This is a genomic window from Planosporangium spinosum, assembly GCF_049999945.1.
Classification (GTDB): Bacteria; Actinomycetota; Actinomycetes; order Mycobacteriales; family Micromonosporaceae; genus Planosporangium; species Planosporangium spinosum.
The window spans coordinates 336249-353358 of the sequence record NZ_JBLYUB010000002.1; the positions used below are offsets into that span (position 1 = coordinate 336249).

The following is a 17110-nucleotide window of genomic DNA, read 5'->3' on the forward strand; positions in this document are numbered from 1 at the left end:
CGAGCCGGATCCCAGCAGCCGAGCCGAACCGAGCCGCATCCGGCCGGGGGCCGGTACCGGTAGCCGCGAGCCGACGCCCCGGCCGGCATAGAGTGTGGGCATGACGGCCGACCCGCTCGTGCTCCTGCCTGAGATCGACCGGGCGACGGCCCGGCTGCTCGAGACCGTGCGCAAGCTCGACGACGACGCCGTCGCGGGGCCTTCACGGCTACCCGGCTGGACCCGTGGCCACGTGCTGACCCACCTCGCCCGCAACGCCGACGCCTGCGTCAACCTGCTCGAAGGTGCCCGTACCGGCACGGAGATCCCGATGTACCCCAGCGACGAGCAGCGCGACGCCGCCATCCACGGCGGGTCCGGCCGGCCGGTCGCCGAGCAGGCCGCCGACCTGACCGCGTCCGCCGAGCGCGTCGACGCGGCGATGGCCCGGATGCCGGCGGGCGCCTGGACGGCCACCGTACGCTGGCGCAGCGGCCGCACCCGGCCGGCGGCGTACGTCCCGTGGGCGCGACTGGTCGAGGTCGAGATCCACCACGTGGACCTCGATGCCGGGTACCGTACCGCCGACTGGCCGGACCCCTTCGTCCACCGGTTGCTACACGACCTGGCCGCCGACCTCGCCGACGCGATGGCGCCGGTCCGCCTGCACGCCGCCGACCTCGGCCACGAATTGGCGGTCGGGACCGACCCGTCGGTGACCGTGAGCGGATCGGGACACGCGCTGGCCGCGTGGTTGAGCGGCCGCTCGGACGGCGCCGACCTCACCGTGACCCCCGAGGGGCCGCTGCCCACCGTACCCACCTGGAAGTGAGGATGCCGACGTGACGTACACCGGTCAGGTCTCCCCCGGCGGCCCGCCGGACGTCCGCGAACTTGCCGCGCTGACCATCATCAAGGTGTCTGTCGGCCCGATGGACAACAACGCGTACCTGTTGCGCAGCGCGGGCGAGCAGTTGCTGATCGACGCGGCGAACGAGCCCGACCGGCTGCTCCGACTGCTCGGCAATGGCGGGCTGTCCACAGTGGTCACCACGCACCGCCACGCCGACCACTGGCAGGGCCTCGCCGACGTCGCCGGGGTCAGCGGGGCCGAATCGCTGGCGCACGAGGCGGACGCGCCGGAACTCCCCGTCGTAACCCAGACGCTGACCGACGGCGACACCGTGACGGTGGGCGACGCCGAACTCGAGGTGATCCACCTCGTCGGCCACACGCCGGGCTCGATCGCGCTGCTCTACCGGGACCCGCACGGGCATCCGCACCTGTTCACCGGTGACTCGCTGTTTCCCGGCGGTCCCGGGCGCACCACCAACCCGCGCGACTTCGACTCGCTCATGACGGACCTGGAGACCAAGATCTTCGGCCGGCTGCCCGACGACACCTGGTTCTACCCGGGCCACGGCAACGACAGCACACTCGGCGCGGAGCGGCCGTCCCTGCCGGAGTGGCGGGCCCGCGGCTGGTAGCCGGCCTCGGACCGGCGGTCAGTAGCCCGACCCGGACCGGCGATCGGTAGCCCGACCAGTCCGGCGTGGACATCCGCGCCGACCGGACCGGAATCTTCGGCGCCGGTACGGGTATGGCGGCGCAGCCACCGCCCGCCGACCATCACGCCACCGGGATCCGGGATGATCTTTGGGTACCCTGACGAGCCCACCGTGCTGGCCGGGGGCCGGCTCACGCTGCGGGTGTCGACGGATGCCCCGGAGTTCCGGGTGGAGTTCCACCGGTGGGGCGACGGCCTCACGTTCCAGGGCCGGTCGCCGTGGTGGCCCGGTCGCCACGCCCCGGCGCACCCGCCGTACCAGGACTGGGGACAGCCGGGTACCGGCCTGCGCGGCGAGGAGCTGGCGGGCTGGCCGGCATACCACGTCGCGGTTCCGGGCGACTGGCCGTCAGGGGTCTATCTGGCGATCCTCGTGGAGGGCGACGGCCGGGGGCGCGCCGCCCACCGGGCCGGGGCCCACGGCGCCGCCCACCGGGCCGGGGCCCACGGCGCCGCCCACCGGGCCGACGCCCGCCAGGGCAGGGCGCTGTTCGTGGTCCGGCACGCCCGGCCGGAGTCGTCGATCCTGTACAAGCTGCCGCTGCTGACCTACCACGCATACAACCGGGTGACGGCGCGCGGCTACGACCCGGCGACCGGACGCGGCGGCTGGTGCCTGTACACCGTCCCGCCGCCCGGGCAGGTGCCGGTACCGGTCCCGCCCACCGTCTCGGTGCGCCGGCCCGGTGGCGGCGTCGGGGGTACGCCCTGGGACGTCGACAACTTCGACCCGTTCGACCCGTCCCCGCGCCAGACGTTCGCCCACTGGGACGCCCCCTTCATCGCCTGGCTGGAGCGCACCGGCCGGCGCGTCGACTACTGCACCGATCTCGACCTCCACCGCGACGTGGCCGGCGACCTGCTGGAGGGGTACCGGCTACTGCTCAGCGTCGGGCACGACGAGTACTGGACCGACGCCATGCGCACGCACGTCGAACGGTTCGTCCGCGCCGGCGCCAACGTCGCCTTCTTCGGCGGCAACACCTGCTGGTGGCGGGTGGAGTTCGACGGCCAGCTGAGCTTCCGCCGGGTGAGCTTCTGGTCGGACGTACCCGCCCCGGGCCGGCCGGAGAACATCCTGACCGGCGTGAGCTTCCGCAACGGCGGCGAGCGCGACCGCGACAACCACCCGGTCGCGGTGGGGTACCGGGCCCAGCACACCGACCACTGGGTGTACGAGGGGACGGGCCTGCGCGACGGGAACACGTTCGGCGACCGGCCGGACGAGTACCTCGTCGGCTACGAGTGCGACGGGGCGCACTTCGACCGCGGCCGGCTCGCCCGCGGCCTGCCGATACGCCCGACCGGCGACGACGGTACGCCCGCCGGCTTCACCATCCTGGGCGTCGGCGACCTCGCCGTCAGCGGCTGGGGCCTGGGCAACGCGGCTGCCACGATGGGGCTGCACACCGACCACGGCACCGTGTTCACCGCGGCGACGACCGACTGGGCCCGCGTCCTCGGCAGCGGGCGGTCGCCGGTGGTCGAGCGGATCACCCGAAACGTCCTCGACCGGCTCGGCTAGCCCGCCGCCCCACGCCCAGCGGTGCTGCCACCCCACGCTCAGCCCGCACCACGCCGCGCTCAGCCGGTGCCGCCCCACGCGATCGTCTGGCCCGGCCCCATCTCGATCATCTCCACACCACCGAGCCCCGCCTCGTCGAGGGCCCGGCGGAACTCGGCCGGCACGCCCCTCGACTCCGGCGTGATGCCGTAGTGCATCGGTACCACCCGGTCGACCTTGAGCAGCCGGGTCGCCACCGCCGCCTCCGCCGGCCCCATCGTGTGGTGGTCGCCCATCGGCAGCAGTGCCAGGTCCGGCCGGTACACCTCGTGGATGAGCTCCATGCCGGAGAACGCCGCGGTGTCGCCGGCATGGTAGACCCGCACCCCGTTGGAGAAGCCGAGCACGAAGCCGGCGGCGACCCCGACGTACGCGCAGGGGTCGGAGTCGACGCTGGAGCTGTGCTCGGCCGGGGTCATCGTGACCCGCACCCCCTCGCGGGTCAGGATGCCGCCGACGTTCATCGTCTGGACGTTCCGCAGCCCCCGCGAGTGCAGCCACTTCCCCAGCTCCACGACCGTGACCACGGTCGGCGCCCCGCGCTCGGCGATCCGGAGCACGTCGCCGACGTGGTCGTGGTGGCCGTGGGTGATCAGGATCAGGTCGACCTCACCGACGTCCTTGGCGTCGTCCGGGCAGAGCGGGTTGCCGTACGTCCACGGATCGACCAGGACGACCTTCGACTCCGGGGTGACGAACCGGAAGGTGGCGTGCCCCAGGCAGGTGATCTCGACCGTACCGGCCATCGTCGTCACCGGACCGGCACGGGCGGCTCCACCCGCTTGCGGATGAGGTACGGCGGCATGGCCAGGGCGTGCAGGTCCGTCTTCCGCAGGCAGGCGAGCGCGTCCTGCGGGGTCTCGACGAGCGGGTCGCCCGGCCCGTTCAGCGACGTATTGAGCAGCACGGGGCAGCCGGTACGCGCCGCGAACGCGGACAGCAGCGCGTGCAGGAACGGGGTGTTCGCCGGCTCGACCGTCTGCAGCCGCGCCGTCCCGTCGACGTGGGTGATCGCCGGCAGCACCGGACGGTAGTGCGCCCGGACGTCGGCCGCGTACTGCATGAACGGCGCCGGCCGGTCCACGTCGAAGATCGCGCCGGCGGCCTCCGCCAGCACGATGGGCGCCAGCGGGCGGAACCATTCGCGCCCCTTCACCCGGGAGTTGATGAAGTCCCGCATGCCTACGTGCCGGGCGTCGGCGATGATGCTGCGGTTACCCAGCGCGCGGGGCCCGGACTCGCTGCGGCCGTGGTGCAGGCCGACCACCCGGCCGGAGTCGAGCAGGTCCACGATCCGCTCGACCAGGTCCGGCGGCCGGTCGACGATCAGGTCGTCGCAGATACCGCGGACCGCCTCGGCCACCGCGCGCCCGTCGGGGTCGGGGCCGAGGAAGTCGTTGGTCCACCGGAAGTCGCTCGGCGCGCCGAGACACTCGACCATCCCGTACATCGCGCAGCCGAGGGCGGTACCGCCGTCGTGCGGGCTGGGCGGGATGAAGACGTTGTCGAAGCCGCCCTCGCGCAGCAGCCGCCCGTTGGCCGAACAGTTCAGCGCGGTCCCGCCGGCGAAGCAGAGGTCGCGGGCGCCGGTCTGGGCGCACAGCCAGCCGGCGACCCGGAGCAGGGCGGTCTCGAACGCGCGCTGTCCGGCGGCGGCCAGGTCGGCGCAGTCGTCGAAGCAGCCGGCGTCGTCCGGGACGTACCGGAACCGGTCGGCTTGCGCGAACACGTCCAGCCATGCGTCGGGGATCGTGACCCGGTACTCGTCGACGGGCAGCTCGGGCAGGTCGAGGGCGTCCGGCCTGCCGTACGGCGCCAGGCCCATCACCTTGCCCTCGTTGCCCTCGCCGCCGGGGAAGACGGTCCGCGTCAGCAGGTAGTAGAAGCAGCCCAGACCGGCCGGCTCGGCCCAGTCGCCGTGCCAGAGGTGCTTGCCGACGCACTCGACGCGCGCCGGCTGACCGGCTCCCCGGCCCGGCTGACCGGCGCCCTGCCCCGGCTCGCAGGTGTAGAACGACGCGACCTCCAGCAGTTCCGGCCCGGCGTCCGCGGACGGGAACGGCTCGGTGACGTCCTTGACCCGGCTGCCCTGGGCGTCCACCACCATCACGGCCGCCCGCTCGAACGGCGACGGGTGGAACGCGCTGTACAGGTGGGCGAGGTGGTGCGAGACCGTGACGACCCGGACACCGTCGCGGAACGGTACGGTCCGCGCCAGTTCGTCGCGGTAGTCCGGCAGGTGCTCGACCTCGGCATCGGAGGAGTAGCACTCGACGACGAGGTCGACCGGGTCGCGCAGCGCGGGCAGCGCCGGTACGTAGCGGTCACGCACGTCGCCACGCCGTCCCCAGTGGTGCTTGCGCCGGGTCAGCCGCTCCTTCTGCAGGCTGTACATGCCCGACCGGCCGCGGAGTACGGCGATGGAGGCGTCCTGGGTACGGTTGATGCCGACGACGACCGGATCGTCACTCATCGCTTGCGCCTCCTCGCGGAGCGGACGGGGCTTGACGGGCCGGCCCGACCTACCCCGCCCGGGTGCGCGTCAAACCGCGCCCCGGTGCGCCGCGCGAACCGGCTCGGACGCGGCCCGGCCGGAACGCGTTGGCTCGGACGCGGCCCGGCCGGGCCGTGTTGGCTCAGATGCGGTCCAGTCGAGGGAAGATCACCTCGTGGAGCAGCAGGCGGATGCCGGCCGCCACCGGGATCGCGATGAGGGCGCCGACGATGCCGAGCGTGGCACCGCCGATCAGGACCGCGACGAACGTGACGGTCGCGGGGACGTCGACGGTGTGCCCGATGATGCGCGGTACCAGGAGGTAGTCCTCGAGGAGCTTGTACACCGTGTAGAACACGGCGGTGGCGATCGCCACCGGCAGCGAGACCGTCAGCGCCACCAGGGTGACGATGACCCCGGCGGCCGGCGAGCCGATCACGGGAATGAGGTCGAAAAGCGCGACCATGATCGACAGCAGCAGCGGATACGGCACGTGGAAGACCGTCAGCCAGACGAACGTCCCGGTCCCGATGATCAGCGAGGTGATCAGGTTGCCGAGCACGTACCCGCCGACCTTGCCGAACATCTCGTCGCCCAGCAGGATCGCCCGAGGGCGCCGCGACCGGGGTACGAGCCGGTAGAGCAGCCTGCGGATCCTGGGCATGTCGGCCAGCAGGTAGACCGTCAGCACCAGGACGGTGAGCGTGGAGGCGAGGGCATCCAGCACGATCATGCCGGCGCCGAGCAGGCCACCGAAGAGCTTGGCGCCACCGGCGGCGCTGAACAGTTGGCTGGCACGTTCACGCAGGTGGTACCGCGTTTCCAGCCGCCCCAGGGTCGAGTTGTGCGCGGTCAGGTGGTGCAGGTAGCCGGGCAGTTCCCTGACGAGCTGGCTGGTCTGGGCCACCAGCGGCGGGATGGCCGCGGCGATGAACCCGCCCACCGCGCCGACCAGGATCAGGCTCACCAGGGTCACGGCCGCCCAGCGCGGCAGTCCCCGGCGGAGGAGCCACTGCACCGCCGGGTCGAGCCCGATCGCCAGGAACAGGGAGAGGACGATCAGGATCAGTACCTGACCGGCGCGTAGGACCAGGGTGAGCAGGACGTACGTGGTCGCGACGCCGGCGGCGCCGAACGCCCCCACGACGTACGGCGAGCGCCGGTTGACCGGCGGACCGGGTGGGCCCAGCGCGGGCCTGTCCCGGGCAAGATCATGCGCCTCGGCCTCGGCGGCCCGCGCCACCTCGACCCGGTCGCGCTCGGACAGGTCGTGCTCGCCCGCCGGCAGGGTGGTCTCGAACGCGCGGTCGGGATTCCGATCCGCCGCCCTGTCCTCTCCCATCTCGGCCGCTGCGCCGTCCTGGACTGGCACGGCATCCACCTCCGTCAACCGTCCGCGCACCGTACGCGTGGACGGCGTGCGGGTGGCCTACCCGCTCGGCGAACCGTGACACACCGGCACTGGAACCGGACGAAGCGGCCTATCGACGCACGTTTGAACCGTTCCAGTCGCGGTAGGAGCACCGGTCGCGTACCCCTGAGGAGGCGGATCATGACAACCGAGCGGCGTAGCACCCGGCCGACCCCGTCGGTCAAGGACGACCAGCTCCGCACCCACCAGATCGACCGGCACGGCAGGTACCTGACCACCGACCAGGGCATCCCGGTCGAGGACACGGACAACTCACTGAAGGTGGGCGAACGCGGAGCGACCCTCCTGGAGGACTTCCACTTCCGCGAAAAGATCACCAGGTTCGACCACGAGCGCATCCCTGAGCGGGTCGTGCATGCCCGCGGGTCGGGCGCGCACGGCTACTTCCAGCCGTACGACGACTCGCTGGCCGAGTACACGATCGCGGAGTTCCTGCGTGACCCGCTGATCCAGACCCCGGTCTTCGTACGCTTCTCGACCGTACAGGGCCCGCGCGGGTCGGCGGACACCGTCCGCGACGTGCGAGGCTTCGCCACGAAGTTCTACACCGGTCAGGGCAACTTCGACCTGGTCGGCAACAACATCCCGGTCTTCTTCATCCAGGACGGGATCAAGTTCCCGGACTTCGTGCACGCGGTCAAGATGGAGCCGCACAACGAGATCCCCACCGGCGCCTCGGCGCACGACTCGTTCTGGGACTTCGTCTCCCTCCAGCCGGAGACCATGCACATGGTCATGTGGCTGATGTCCGACCGGGCGATCCCGCGTAGCTTCGCCACGATGCAGGGCTTCGGCGTCCACACCTTCCGGCTGATCAACGCCGAGGGGCGCTCGACCTTCGTCAAGTTCCACTGGACGCCCAAGCGGGGTGTCTACTCGCTGGTCTGGGACGAGGCGCAGCAGATCGCCGGCCGGGACCCGGACTTCAACCGCCGCGACCTGTGGGAGCTGATCGAGTCGGGCCAGTTCCCCGAGTACGAGCTGGGCGTCCAGCTGATACCGGAGGACGCGGCCGACCGGTTCGACTTCGACCTGCTCGACCCGACCAAGATCCTGCCGGAGGAGGTCGTCCCGGTCCGGCCGGTCGGACGCCTGGTGCTGGACCGCAACCCGGACAACTTCTTCGCCGAGACCGAGCAGGTGGCCTTCTGTGTGCAGAACGTCGTTCCGGGCATCGGGTTCACCGACGACCCGCTGATGCAGGCGCGGCTGTTCTCGTACCTCGACACCCAGCTCACCCGCCTCGGCGGCCCGAACTTCGCGTCGATCCCGATCAACCGGCCGATCGCCCCGGTGGTCAACCACCAGCAGGACGGGTTCCACTACGACGAGGTACCACCCCGAGGGGCGAACTACCACCCGAACTCGATCAGTGACGGGTACCCGAAGGTCCCCGGCGAGAACGGGTACGTGCACTACCCGGAGCGGGAGGAGGGGCGCAAGCTGCGCCGCCGCCCGGAGAGCTTCGCTGACCACTACGGCCAGGCGACCCTGTTCTGGAACAGCATGTCCGCCTGGGAGAAGAAGCACATCGTCGAGGCGTACCGCTTCGAGCTGGGGCACGTCTCCCGCCGCTACATCCGGGAGCGGGTCGTCGACCACCTCAACCACGTCGACCACGACCTGGCCGTCGCGGTCGCCGCCGGGATCGGCGTGGCCGAGCCGGCCAAGGCCGGCGACAACCACGGCCGCAGCTCGCCGGCGCTCAGCCAGACCAGCAAGTCCGGAAACGGGATCACGGGCCGCCGGGTGGCCTTCCTGGTCGCCGACGGCGTCGACCCGGCGAGCGTGACCGCGCTGCGCGACGAACTGCGCCGCCGCGACGCGGTACCCGAACTGCTGGCGCCCGTGGACGGCGACGTAACGGCGGCCGACGGTACGGCGCTGCCGGTCGACCGGGCGATCCCCACCGTCGCCTCGGTGCTCTACGACGCCGTGGTGGTACCCGACGGGCCGGACGCCGTCGACAAGCTGCGCACGAACGCGCTGGCGCTGCACTTCCTCGCCGAGGCGTATAAGCACGCCAAGCCGGTCGCCGTCCTGGGCGCCGGCACGTCACTGCTGGAGACCGCCCACCTGCCGCCGTTCACCAACTCGGTCGGCGGCAACGGGGCGGCGGCGGGCGTCCTGGCCCGCGAGGAGGCCGGCGCGCCGGACGGCGACTTCCTCGCGGCCTTCGTGCAGGCACTCGCCAGGCACCGGTTCTACGAGCGCCCGATCGAGACGGTCGTCGCGTAGCCGCACCCGCCGGTCCACTCCCTCCACGATCGCTGGCTTGTGGCAGGGTTGCCGACGTGTCCAGCCGCCCCTCCCCCGCCGACCTGGCGGCCGCCAACGGGCGGAGCATCCCCGACGTCATCGCCCCCGGTCTGGCCGTGCTGTTCTGCGGCATCAACCCGGGCCTGTGGTCGGCCGCCACCGGCCACCACTTCGCCCGGCCCGGCAACCGGTTCTGGCCGGCGCTGCACCGCGCCGACTTCACCCCGCGCCAGCTACGCCCCGACGAACAGGAAGACCTGCTCGGGTACGGGCTGGGCATCACCAACCTGGTCGCGCGGGGTTCGGCGCGCGCCGACGAGCTGACCCGTGACGAACTGGTCGCCGGCGGCGCGGTGCTGGCGGCGAAGCTCGCCGAGTATCGACCACGTCGACTCGCGGTACTCGGTGTCGGCGCCTACCGGACGGCGTTCGGCGCCCGCACGGCGACGGTCGGTCCGCAGCCGACCCGGATCGGCGACGTCCCGGTGTGGGTACTGCCGAACCCGAGTGGGCTGAACGCGCACTACACGCTGCAGCGGCTCGCGGACGAGTTCGCCGCGCTGCGAAAGGCGGTCACGCGGTAGCCCACCCGGGTCACGCCCCGCCGGGCTCGGCCGGCGGCCGCCCCGGGATCGCGGCCGGGTCGCCGCCGTACCTGGCGGCGCGCTCCATGACCAGCTGCCCGAACAGCCCGTTGGGCCGTTGGCAGTCCAGGCACAGGAGGTTGTCGTCCAGGCGCCGGCCACCGCAGTGGTCGCAGGCGCCGCGATCGCGGGGATCGTGGTAGCCGCGCAGCGCCTCGACGAGCGCACGGGCCACGGAGGCGGTGATCGCCAGCCGCGCCCGGTCGTCGCCGGAGCGGACCTCGATCGTCGTGTCGGCGCCACCGGCCGGATCGGCGATGCCACCCGACCGGTCAAGGGCATCGATCCGTTCGACGAAGTCCCGGAGCGCCGCGACGACATCCAGAGGTGACGAAGAGGTCATGTCTCACCCTACGAGAGCCCGGACGGGAGGGCGCGGCGGGGCGCGCCACCCGGCGACCCCGACGGCCCGGACGCCGCGCCCCGCCTCGCCCTCCCGTCCGGCGGTTCACCGTCATAGGCTGAACGCGTGGCTGAGCAGTTGGACGAAGAGACCCTCGCGTTCGCCCACCGCATGTTCAACCTGGCCCGCTCCGGACACACCGAGGAGCTCGCGGCCCAGGTCGACGCCGGTCTTCCGGTCAACCTGACCAACGACAAGGGCGACACGCTGCTGATCCTCGCGGCGTACCACGCGCACCCCGACACCGTCGCCGCGCTGGTGGCGCGGGGCGCGGACGTCACGCGGGCCAACGACCGCGGGCAGACGGCGCTGGCCGCGGGCGTGTTCCGCCAGTCCCGCGAGATCGTCACCACGCTCCTGGCGGCAGGGGCCGACCCGGCCGGCGGTAACCCGTCGGCGCTCGAGACGGCCACCTTCTTCGACCTTCCGGAGATGCTGACCCTCCTCCAGCGCGAACCGGCGTGACCATCGTGGCCGGCGTCAGTACCAGACCGCCACGCCGCCGTGGCCCGAACAGGTTCCCCTGCGGTTCTGGCTGAAGCTGTACGTCCCGTCGTTGCACTTCGCCGTGGCCCCGGCCGGCACGCCGGGTGCGGTGACCGGACGGTGTACGCACGCGCCGTCGGCGTTGCGGTAGTAGTCCTGGCCGCACGATCCGGAACCGCCACTGCCGCTCCCCGAGCCACTGCCGCTCCCCGAGCCACTGCCCGAACCGGCGTTGCTGCCCGAGCCGGCGTTGCTCCCGCCGCCCGGCCCGCTCCCGTCACCCTGGTTCGTCGCCGATCGCTCCGTCGTCGTCTGCGCGGCGGCCGGCGTCGGCGTGGTCACCACCGGCGACGGTGTCGCGGTGGACGGCGCCGCCGACGGCATGGTCGACGAGGTCGTGGTGACGACGGTCGGCGATACCACGGCGACGCCCGGGCCCGACGGATCCGGCCCGCAACCGGCCACGGTCACGACCGCGGCGATGACAACGAACGCCTTCTTCCACATACGCGCCTCCCAGGTCCGTTTCCCGGGGAGCGAGAGTACGGAGGGTGAAGGAATCGACACTTCCCGCTCTCGGGTGGACCGCGTTGGACCACCGTGGAGCGTCTTTGACCGGACAGTGACGCCACTCACCCGATCATTCGAGAACGTGCTGGCCGCCGGCCCGCCCGGGTATCCGCCAGCGCCCGGCCCGCCCCGGTGTCCGGCAACAGCCGGCCCGTACCGGGTGGACACCGGAAGCCGCGACACCGGGGCGGCGCCGTCACCCGCGACGACCTCGCCACGCCGCGGGCGCCGGCGTTTGCCGGCTGCGGAATCGGGTCATGTACCCGCCATGACCGACATCGAAAAGCTGGTTCACCAGGAGTGGACCGCCGTCGACGCCGAGCGCCGCATCGTCGTCTCGGATCCGGCCAGCGGCCGGGAACTGTTCGCCGCTCCGGTGGCCACCTCCGCCGACGTGGACGCGGCGGTCGACGCGGCGCGGGCCGCCGCTGCCGCCTGGGCGCGCACCCCGGCCGGCGAACGGGCCGCGGTCGTGCACCGGGCGGCGGATGCCGTCGCGGCCCGCGCCGCCGACCTGGCCCGGCTGACCACCCTGGAGATGGGCAAGCCGCTCGGCGACGCCCGCGGCGGGGTCGACGCCGGTGTCGGGACGCTGCGCCAGTACGCCGAACTCGGGCCGGTGCACCGGGGACGCTCCCTCAACGGCGGTTTCGAGGCCACCGACCTGATGGTGTACGAGCCGCGCGGCGTCGTCGCCGCGATCACGCCGTGGAACGACCCGGTGGCGGTGTCCTGCGGCCTGATCGGCGCGGCGCTGGTCACCGGCAACACGGTGGTGTACAAGCCGAGCGAACGTACCCCGGCCACCGGCTGGCTGCTGGCCCGGATCCTCTCCGAGCACCTGCCCCCGGGCGTACTGAACCTGCTGCTCGGCGACGGCACGGTGGGCGCGCGGCTGGTCGAACGACCGGTCGACGTTGTCGCGCACGTCGGTTCCACCGCCACCGGCCGGGCCATCGCGCGGGCCGCTGCCGGTACCGCGGCCAAGGTACTGCTGGAGAACGGCGGTAACGACCCGCTCATCGTGGACGCCGGGGTGGATCCGGAGTGGGCAGCGGCGCAGGCGGCGCTCGGCGCGTTCGCCAACGCCGGGCAGATCTGCGTGGCGGTGGAGCGGATCTACGTGCACGAGGCGATCGCCGAGCCGTTCCTCGCCGCACTCGTCGCCCGTGCGGAGGACCTGCGCACCGGGCCGGGGCTGGAGCCGGACACCCAGCTCGGGCCGCTGGTGGACGCCGCGATGCGCGACCACGTGCACGGACACGTCCAGCAGGCGGTCACCGCCGGAGCGAAGCTGCTGGTCGGCGGGGAGCTACCGGACGGGGCCGGCGCGTTCTACCCGGCGACCGTACTCACCGGCTGCACCGACGACATGGCGGTGATGCGCGAGGAGACGTTCGGTCCGGTCGCCCCGGTCGCGGCCGTCGGCTCGTTCGACGAGGCACTGGAGCGGGCCGCCCAGGGCGAGTACGGGCTCGCCGCGTCGGTACTGACCGCCGATCTGGCGCACGCTACGCGGGCCTGGCGGGAGCTGCCGGTCGGCACCGTGAAGATCAACAACGTGTTCGGCGGGGCGCCCGGCGGCGCCGCGCATCCACGCCGGGCCAGCGGCCAGGGCTACGGGTACGGGCCGGAACTGCTCGACGAGATGACCCACACCAAGGTGGTGCACCTGGCCGTCCCGCCACGGTGACCGGCACCGCCGAGGACCCGGTACTCCGGGCCCCCGAGCGGCGCCGTCCCCTGAACACCGCAGGCGCCGTCCCCTGAACGCCGAGGGTGTGGTCGCACCGACGAACGGTGCGACCACACCCTCGGCGACCCGACCGCGCGGGTGCGGCCCCTCGCGGTCGGGCGTTCACACCTCCCGCAGCCGCTGCGGGTCCACCTCCCGGTCGGGGAAACGCCGCAGGTACTCCCGCTCCAGCTCGGCGGTACGCCGATCGTGGTTGGTCAGTGCGTCCTCGGAGCCGTGGCGGAACGTCAGGTGCCGCGTGTCGTGCAGGCTTCGCAGTTCACGCAGCAGGTCGTCGGTGTCCAACGCCGCGGGGTCGACTCCCAGTCCCGGGCGGGCCACATCGTCGGGCGTCTCGTGGTACGTCACATCCATCACTGTCCTCCGGTCACGGCAACTGCCCTCACGCATACCCAGGTGGGGCGGCTGACATTCGGGGAACGACCGCTCCGTGCCGCTACGTGATCGCCGGGTCTCACCGAAAGGGGCCGGGTCTCACCGAAAGGGCCGGGCCTGGCAATCACCACCCTCCGCTGGGGAGGTCATTTCGGGGATTAGCACCTGCCAGCACGGGGAAACATCCGGTGAGGGCCGGAGAGGAGCGACGATGACGGACCTGATCAACGAACAGCGCACCGTACCGCGGGTCGACCATCGGTCGACGGCTGAGCTGGTCAAGCTCGCCTCCGAGCAGATTTCGCACCTGGTGCGCGATGAGCTGCGCCTGGCACAGGCCGAGCTCACCGTCAAGGGCAAGCAGGCCGGCATCGGCGCGGGCATGCTGGGCGCCGCCGGCGTCGCGGCGCTCTACGGCGGGGCGGCCCTCCTGGCCACGGTGGCCCTCCTGCTCGCCCTGGTGATGCCCGCCTGGGTGGCGACCCTGATCGTCGCGGTCGTCCTGCTCGCCACCGCCGGCGCGATGGCGATGATCGGAAAGGCCCGGATGAAGCGGGTCGTCCCGCCGATGCCGGAGCGGACCGTGCGCAGCGTCAAAGAGGACATCGGCACCGTCACGGAGGCGGTCAAGGAGAGGGGATACCGATGACGACGACGCCGGGCGCCTCGGACGGCGCGGCGCTGTCGCGCAACGAGCCGGGGAGCAGCAGCGCGCCGGTGAGCCGCGGGGAACCGGGGAGCAGCAGCAGACCGCTCGCCGAGACCCGCACGGAACTGTCGCGGCCCGCCAGGCCGCCGGCCGACGTGGACGAGCTCCGCGCCGACATCGAGCACACCCGAGCCGAACTGGGCGAGACCGTCCAGGCGCTGGCGGCCAAGGTGGACGTCAAGGCCCGGTTCCAGGAGGGCGCCGACGAGGCGAAGGCGCGGCTGCGGGAAGGGCTGGTGGAGGCGCCGGAGCGGGCCCAGGAACTGGCCGCGCGTACCGGTCAGGCGGTGCGCCGCAACCCCGTGCCGTACGCCGTCGCGGCCGGCGCCGTCGTGCTGATCGTCGTGTTCCTGCGGTGGAGGAACAGCCGGACGGTCGTTGCGGATCAATGGACCGAACGGGCAGACCGGTGGTCCCGAGGCACGTGGTGAGGACGCGCATCCCGGCCCGGTGGCGGATACGGAAGGCGGAACGTTGAAGAAGGTGCTGTACAAGCCGCTCAGCCTGGCACTCGGTGTGGCGGGCGGTCTGCTGGCCGGAGTGGTCTTCAAGCAGGTCTGGAAGGTCGTTGCCGGGGAGGACGAGGTGCCCGACGCCACGTCACCGGAGCACACCTGGGCGGAGGTGCTCACCGCGGCCGCGATCCAGGGCGCGGTCTTCGCCGTCGTCAGGGCCGCCGTGGACCGCGGCGGCGCGGTCGGTGTTCGCAAGCTGACCGGAGAATGGCCTGACTGAGGCGGTCCGCGATCGATCCCCGAACGGGGTGGTGAACGGGGTGCACCACCCCGTTCCTGCGCATTCGGCCGGCGGCAGGGCGACCGGAATAGCCTCATGATCGATGCTGTTCCGATTACAGTACGTCAACACGCTACGGTTTACGCAGTCATCGCGCCGTCCGCAACCGACCCCGGTCACCCTCTCCAGGGTGCCGGGCGGCGCACTCCGCCCCGGCGTCGCCGGTGATCACACCTCCAGGACAATCAGACTCATGCAGACCCGCTCCGATCTCCGCAACGTCGCGATCGTCGCCCACGTCGACCACGGCAAGACCACTCTGGTCGACGCCATGCTGCGACAGTCCGGCGCATGGCACTCCCGGGCCGAGATGGCCGACCGGGTCATGGACTCCATGGACCTGGAGCGGGAGAAGGGGATCACGATCCTCGCCAAGAACACCGCGGTCCGGTACCACCGGCCGGACGGCGAGGACGTCACCATCAACATCATCGACACCCCCGGCCACGCCGACTTCGGCGGTGAGGTCGAGCGCGGCCTGACCATGGTCGACGGGGTGGTCCTGCTCGTGGACGCGAGTGAGGGCCCTCTCCCCCAGACCCGGTTCGTGCTGCGCAAGGCGCTCAAGGCGCGGCTGCCGATCATCCTGGTCATCAACAAGGTCGACCGTCCCGACGCCCGGATCAAGGAGGTCGTCGACGACACGTACGAGCTCTTCCTCGATCTCGACGCCGACGAGTCGCAGATCGACTTCCCGATCGTGTACGCCTGCGCCCGCGACGGGCGCGCCTCGCTGAACATGCCCGACAACGGCGGCCAGCCCGACTCCGACAACCTCCAGCCGCTGTTCCAGACGCTGCTGGACACCATTCCGGCGCCGTCCTACCACGAGGGCGCCCCGCTGCAGGCGCACGTGACCAACCTGGATGCCTCGCCGTTCCTGGGGCGTCTGGCACTGTGCCGGGTGCACGAAGGCACCATCCGCAAGGGCCAGACCGTCGCCTGGCTGCGCGAGGACGGCTCGACCGAGCGGGTACGCATCTCCGAGCTGCTCATGACCGAGGCGCTGGAGCGCAAGCCGGCCGAGGAGGCGGGCCCGGGCGACATCATCGCCGTCGCCGGCATCCCGGACATCATGATCGGGGACACCCTCGCCGACGCGGAGAACCCGCAGCCGCTGCCGCGGATCACCGTCGACGAGCCGGCCATCTCCATGACCATCGGCACCAACACCTCGCCGCTGGCCGGCCGGGTCAAGGGCACGAAGGTGACGGCCCGGCTGGTCAAGGACCGCCTCGACCGGGAGCTGATCGGTAACGTCTCGCTGCGCGTCCTGCCGACCGAGCGTCCGGACGCCTGGGAGGTGCAGGGTCGCGGTGAGCTGGCGCTGGCCATCCTCGTGGAGCAGATGCGGCGCGAAGGCTACGAGCTGACCGTCGGCAAGCCGCAGGTCGTCACCCGCGAGATCAACGGCAAGGTGCACGAGCCGGTCGAGCGGTTGACGATCGACGCGCCCGAGGAGTACCTCGGCGCGATCACCCAGCTGCTCGCCACCCGTAAGGGCCGCATGGAGCAGCTGATCAACCACGGTACCGGCTGGATCCGGATGGAGTGGCTGGTGCCGGCTCGCGGCCTGATCGGCTTCCGGACCGAGTTCCTCACCGACACCCGGGGCACCGGCATCCTGCACCACGTCTTCGACTCGTACGAGCCGTGGTTCGGCGAGCTGCGCACCCGGCCGTCCGGTTCGCTGGTCGCCGACCGGGCCGGGGTCGTCACCCCGTTCGCCATGATGAACCTGCAGGAGCGCGGCACGCTGTTCGTCGAGCCGACCACCGAGGTGTACGAGGGCATGATCGTCGGGGAGAACTCCCGCGCCGACGACATGGACGTCAACATCACCAAGGAGAAGAAGCTCACCAACATGCGCTCCTCCACGGCTGACGAGACGGAGAAGCTGATCCCGCCGCGCAAGCTGTCCCTGGAGCAGGCGCTGGAGTTCTGCCGCGAGGACGAGTGCGTGGAGGTCACCCCGGAGACCGTGCGGATCCGCAAGGTGCACCTCGACCAGAAGGAGCGCGAGCGGATCTTCCGCCGCCGGGCGCACTCGAACTGACGCCTCCCCCGCGGCCGGTGC

17 protein-coding genes are annotated in these 17110 nt (G+C 72.0%); 11 read left to right on the forward strand and 6 right to left on the reverse strand.

The genetic code is table 11. The annotated features are described in order from the left end of the window. The first annotated feature begins 100 nt into the window (after window positions 1-100). The 3 genes from ACNTMW_RS04310 to ACNTMW_RS04320 all read left to right on the forward strand — a co-directional run bounded on the left by ACNTMW_RS04310 (window position 101) and on the right by ACNTMW_RS04320 (window position 3071). On the forward strand, window positions 101-811 hold the full coding sequence (locus tag ACNTMW_RS04310) for a maleylpyruvate isomerase family mycothiol-dependent enzyme (RefSeq protein WP_426632019.1): 711 nt from the start codon (window positions 101-103) through the stop codon (window positions 809-811). Between the two features lie 10 nt (window positions 812-821). Beyond that, window positions 822-1466 (forward strand): MBL fold metallo-hydrolase, encoded by a 645-nt coding sequence (locus ACNTMW_RS04315; protein ID WP_426632020.1) that lies wholly within the window; start codon window positions 822-824, stop codon window positions 1464-1466. 162 nt (window positions 1467-1628) lie between these two features. Then, window positions 1629-3071, forward strand: a complete 1443-nt coding sequence (locus ACNTMW_RS04320) for a N,N-dimethylformamidase beta subunit family domain-containing protein (protein WP_426632021.1) — start codon at window positions 1629-1631, stop codon at window positions 3069-3071. Between the two features lie 59 nt (window positions 3072-3130). Here the strand turns inward: ACNTMW_RS04320 and ACNTMW_RS04325 are convergent, their stop codons facing one another. The 3 genes from ACNTMW_RS04325 to ACNTMW_RS04335 form a co-directional block, all read right to left on the reverse strand. Beyond that, window positions 3131-3856: a metal-dependent hydrolase gene (locus ACNTMW_RS04325; protein WP_426632022.1), complete on the reverse strand. Its 726-nt coding sequence runs from the start codon at window positions 3854-3856 to the stop codon at window positions 3131-3133. Window positions 3857-3861: 5 nt separating this feature from the next. Next, window positions 3862-5583 carry a carbamoyltransferase family protein gene (locus ACNTMW_RS04330; protein WP_426632023.1) on the reverse strand — a complete coding sequence of 574 codons (1722 nt, stop codon included), beginning with the start codon at window positions 5581-5583 and terminating at the stop codon, window positions 3862-3864. A gap of 163 nt (window positions 5584-5746) precedes the next feature. After that, window positions 5747-6976: an AI-2E family transporter gene (locus ACNTMW_RS04335; protein WP_426632024.1), complete on the reverse strand. Its 1230-nt coding sequence runs from the start codon at window positions 6974-6976 to the stop codon at window positions 5747-5749. Between the two features lie 180 nt (window positions 6977-7156). Between ACNTMW_RS04335 and ACNTMW_RS04340 the strand changes: the two genes are divergently transcribed. After that, window positions 7157-9274 (forward strand): catalase, encoded by a 2118-nt coding sequence (locus ACNTMW_RS04340; RefSeq protein WP_426632025.1) that lies wholly within the window; start codon window positions 7157-7159, stop codon window positions 9272-9274. A 56-nt stretch (window positions 9275-9330) separates the two neighbouring features. After that, entirely contained in the window at window positions 9331-9879 is a 549-nt protein-coding gene (gene mug, locus ACNTMW_RS04345; RefSeq protein WP_426632026.1) for a G/U mismatch-specific DNA glycosylase, read from the forward strand. Window positions 9880-9889: 10 nt separating this feature from the next. On the opposite strand, the gene ACNTMW_RS04350 is transcribed toward mug, so the two are convergent. Beyond that, a complete protein-coding gene (locus ACNTMW_RS04350) occupies window positions 9890-10282 on the reverse strand; it encodes a hypothetical protein (RefSeq protein ID WP_426632027.1) in 393 nt (130 codons plus the stop codon). 171 nt (window positions 10283-10453) lie between these two features. On the opposite strand from ACNTMW_RS04350, the gene ACNTMW_RS04355 reads away from it, so the two are divergent. Then, window positions 10454-10807 carry an ankyrin repeat domain-containing protein gene (locus ACNTMW_RS04355; RefSeq protein ID WP_426632144.1) on the forward strand — a complete coding sequence of 118 codons (354 nt, stop codon included), beginning with the start codon at window positions 10454-10456 and terminating at the stop codon, window positions 10805-10807. Between the two features lie 15 nt (window positions 10808-10822). On the opposite strand, the gene ACNTMW_RS04360 is transcribed toward ACNTMW_RS04355, so the two are convergent. After that, window positions 10823-11335 carry a DUF3761 domain-containing protein gene (locus ACNTMW_RS04360; protein WP_426632028.1) on the reverse strand — a complete coding sequence of 171 codons (513 nt, stop codon included), beginning with the start codon at window positions 11333-11335 and terminating at the stop codon, window positions 10823-10825. Window positions 11336-11666: 331 nt separating this feature from the next. Between ACNTMW_RS04360 and ACNTMW_RS04365 the strand changes: the two genes are divergently transcribed. Further along, complete coding sequence (locus tag ACNTMW_RS04365) at window positions 11667-13091, forward strand: aldehyde dehydrogenase family protein (RefSeq protein ID WP_426632029.1); 1425 nt, start codon at window positions 11667-11669, stop codon at window positions 13089-13091. Window positions 13092-13256: 165 nt separating this feature from the next. Here ACNTMW_RS04365 and ACNTMW_RS04370 read toward each other — a convergent pair whose 3' ends face one another. Further along, window positions 13257-13502, reverse strand: coding sequence for a DUF6158 family protein (locus tag ACNTMW_RS04370; RefSeq protein ID WP_426632031.1), 246 nt, complete (start codon window positions 13500-13502; stop codon window positions 13257-13259). Between the two features lie 238 nt (window positions 13503-13740). Here ACNTMW_RS04370 and ACNTMW_RS04375 point away from each other — a divergent pair, with 238 nt between their 5' ends. From ACNTMW_RS04375 to typA, 4 genes are all read left to right on the forward strand, one after another. After that, window positions 13741-14178, forward strand: coding sequence for a phage holin family protein (locus ACNTMW_RS04375; RefSeq protein WP_426632032.1), 438 nt, complete (start codon window positions 13741-13743; stop codon window positions 14176-14178). Beyond that, complete coding sequence (locus ACNTMW_RS04380) at window positions 14175-14669, forward strand: DUF3618 domain-containing protein (RefSeq protein ID WP_426632033.1); 495 nt, start codon at window positions 14175-14177, stop codon at window positions 14667-14669. Before ACNTMW_RS04375 ends, ACNTMW_RS04380 begins: the two co-directional genes overlap by 4 nt. Window positions 14670-14688: 19 nt before the next feature. Next, the gene (locus tag ACNTMW_RS04385; RefSeq protein ID WP_426632034.1) at window positions 14689-14973 is read left to right on the forward strand and encodes a DUF4235 domain-containing protein; all 285 of its coding nucleotides are present in this window, start codon (window positions 14689-14691) and stop codon (window positions 14971-14973) included. Window positions 14974-15226: 253 nt separating this feature from the next. Further along, complete coding sequence (typA, locus tag ACNTMW_RS04390; protein ID WP_426632035.1) at window positions 15227-17089, forward strand: translational GTPase TypA; 1863 nt, start codon at window positions 15227-15229, stop codon at window positions 17087-17089. Window positions 17090-17110: the final 21 nt, after the last annotated feature.